Origin of the sequence: Aquabacterium sp. (assembly GCF_036279655.1) — a bacterium.
In the GTDB taxonomy this organism is placed as follows: domain Bacteria; phylum Pseudomonadota; class Gammaproteobacteria; order Burkholderiales; family Burkholderiaceae_C; genus Aquabacterium.
In genome coordinates, this window is the sequence record NZ_DASUIT010000135.1 from 1 (window position 1) to 2,741 (window position 2,741).

A 2,741-nucleotide genomic window follows, 5' to 3' on the forward strand; every position below is an offset into this window, starting at 1 on the left:
TCAAATCAGTCATCAGCAGAGAAACGAGATTATGTATCGTCTCGATCATCTTGTCAAGCGTCTGCAGCGATCTTTTTGCTCAGTGCCCGCTCGCCTCTCAGCAAACCACACCTCACATCGCTCAACACCTGGCAGCATGACTCTCTACCACCCCCGCATCTCATCAACCATCTTCTTGCGAAGGTTGTCGTGATCAGCGAAGACCGCAATTATGGCACGTTTTTGACGCTTTTGGCAAATCGATCTGAAAAGAGTGAAAAAGGCCGGGCAGATGGGCCGGCACGACAGCGCGGCGCGCTCATCCAGGCCAGGAGGCGCCGATGGGGCGCCAGCGCAGCAAAGGCCTCCAACGCCCCTGCTGTTCAGTGCTCAGGGACGCGCCGTCAGGCGCACCCGGGAGTCGCTGCCAGACGAGCAGGTCATGATGGCCAGGATCGAGCCCTGGTCGTTGTTGTCCAGAGCCCTGGCGAGAACCGACCCCGTGGGCAACACCACCCCCTTGGCGGTGACCTGGTTGCTGAGGGCCAGCGTGACAACGTTCTTCCACAGGAAGGCGCGCCCAGGACGGGCATCGCCGCTGCTCAACCCCGCCTGGCAGGGTATGGCCGCGCCCGAACGCCCGACCACCGTGCCGCTGGCATGGATGTCATAAGGAACGACAGCGCCCCAGGGTTTCAGTGGTAGCACGCTGGATTCCTGCCCGTTGAACCAGACGGCACCCCAACGTTTTCCCAAGCTGGCGACGACCACCGGTGGATCACCCGGGTAGGTTGTCAGGGTCACGGCTTGCGTCTGAAGCAGCACTTGTCCCGCCTGATTGATGCCGATGGCTGAACTGCTTCTGGCGGGCAACCGATCGACCACTCGCAAGACACGGTCCAGCCAGAGCGCCGCTCGCGGCACGCCGGTGGTGGCGTCAACAACGTGGCCGGCCACGGTCGTGCCGGTCGCCAAGGCCCTGGCCTGCGGGGGCCCTGCGATGGCAGACGGACCAGTTGTGCCTGACCCAAGGTCCAGCGCTAGGCGCTGGGGCCCGGCTCCATGTGAGGGGCGGCGATGTGGCCGCGATTGTTGATGCCGCCTCGCGCGGACTCGAGTCCGCTGACGTAGTAGGTTTTGTCGGGAAGCGACAGTTGACCGCTGAGCGCTGCCACGGCCAGGGACTCCATGCTGTAGACCACCCCATATCGGACGATGGAGCGCCCGTAGATGGGGCCGGGGGCCACCCAGCCGATCATGGGGAACCAGCGCGGCAGATGGTGGTAGCCCATCTGCACATCGGCCTGACCGAGCACCCGGTTCTGGTCGGTTTGACCGTACCGGGCGGCTTGAGGACAGTCAGGCTGTAGCCGGACTGGGCCCAGACTGGCGCCAGCATCACGCTGCCACTCAAGAGCAGGGCCCGCGTGCGGGGCCCCAGGAAGATTCTCGTCATGTGTGATCACCTCTCTCATCCAAAGCCAAAGGAAAGGGCATTGGAACCACGGCATGGCACTCCGAGGTCTGCCGCACCGACAGGGTGCCGCTACAGTTGCACCTGGCCGAGCCCTGCAGGGGCCGAGCACACACCAGAAAAGGAGTTGGCGTGACGCCAAGACTGTTTGTGAGACACACTGGGGACGCCTGGGCACCGGAGCACGCCCTGGATCTGCCCGAGGGGGCAGCCCGCCATGCACAGGTGCTGCGCCTGCAGCCCGGCGATGCCCTGACCTTGTTCGATGGACGAGGGGGAGAGTGGGCAGCCGAGGTGCTCAGCATGGGTCGCAAGGAAGTCTCGGCGCGACTGCTGCAACACCTGGATGTGGACCGGGAGTTGGGTGTGCGCGTCACAGTGGCGCTGGGCATGCCAACCAACGACCGCATGGATGCGCTGGTGGAAAAGGCCACCGAACTGGGTGTGCACGCGATTCAGCCCCTGGTCTGCGCCCGCTCGGTGCTGCGCCTCGATGGGGAGCGCGCAGGCAAGAAGGTGGCGCACTGGCAATCGGTGGTGGAGTCCGCGTGCGAACAGAGTGGGCGTACGCGGGTGCCCGAGGTGCGTCCTGTGCTGTCGTTCAAGCAGTGGGTGAGCACCGCCGCCGTGGCTGAACCCGGAGCGGTGCTGAGCTTCGCGCCTCAACACCATGTCCATGATTGGCTGCAAGACCACCTGGAGGGCGCGGCGGGCTCCAGCAGCCCGGTGTCATTTCTCAGCGGCCCAGAGGGTGGTCTCACGGATGAGGAGGAGGCCCAGGCCAAGGCGGCCGGCTGGGTGCCGGTGGGGCTGGGTCCGCGCGTGTTGCGCGCCGACACCGCGCCGTTGATGGCCCTGTCCCTGGTGGGCGGCCTGATGCGTCACGCTCAGGGTTGAGCAGGGGCCGGCGGGGCATCGTCGACGTCAGCCGGCTTGGTGCGGGCCGACCCGGTGACCAGATCGAAGCGGAACAACCGACATTCGATCGGGCCATTGAACATGACGGTGCGGCGACTTTCCTTGAGGCGCATGGCGCTGGGCAGCTTCATGTCGGGGCTGAGGATCCAGGCGGTCCAGCCGGGGTATTGTTTCTTCCAATGGGAAGACAGGCGCTGGAAGAAGGTGGCGGCTTCGTCGTCCTGGAATTGCTCACGGCCGGATCGCGTGGCGGGCGCTGCATCTTCGTCAAGGCCTTCCGCTTCGCTGCGGTCTCGGTAGGCGTTGCGCACGGAGCCTTTGGTGTCGATGCGTTCGCCGTAGGGCGGGTTGAACATGAGCACGCCGCGCT

3 protein-coding genes and 1 pseudogene are annotated in these 2,741 nt (G+C 65.1%); 1 reads left to right on the forward strand and 3 read right to left on the reverse strand.

Annotated elements, in window-relative coordinates; all coding sequences use genetic code 11:
* Nucleotides 1–369 precede the first annotated feature (369 nt).
* The gene (locus tag VFW84_RS14860) at nt 370–954 is read right to left on the reverse strand and encodes a hypothetical protein (RefSeq protein WP_329681243.1); all 585 of its coding nucleotides are present in this window, start codon (nt 952–954) and stop codon (nt 370–372) included.
* Between the two features lie 65 nt (nt 955–1,019).
* The gene (locus VFW84_RS14865; protein WP_329681244.1) at nt 1,020–1,295 is read right to left on the reverse strand and encodes a hypothetical protein; all 276 of its coding nucleotides are present in this window, start codon (nt 1,293–1,295) and stop codon (nt 1,020–1,022) included.
* A gap of 290 nt (nt 1,296–1,585) precedes the next feature.
* On the opposite strand from VFW84_RS14865, the gene VFW84_RS14870 reads away from it, so the two are divergent.
* On the forward strand, nt 1,586–2,350 hold the full coding sequence (locus tag VFW84_RS14870) for a 16S rRNA (uracil(1498)-N(3))-methyltransferase (protein ID WP_329681245.1): 765 nt from the start codon (nt 1,586–1,588) through the stop codon (nt 2,348–2,350).
* Here VFW84_RS14870 and VFW84_RS14875 read toward each other — a convergent pair.
* Nucleotides 2,341–2,741, reverse strand: a pseudogene (locus tag VFW84_RS14875) (class I SAM-dependent RNA methyltransferase); the annotation flags it as partial. The gene VFW84_RS14870 and the pseudogene VFW84_RS14875 overlap by 10 nt on opposite strands.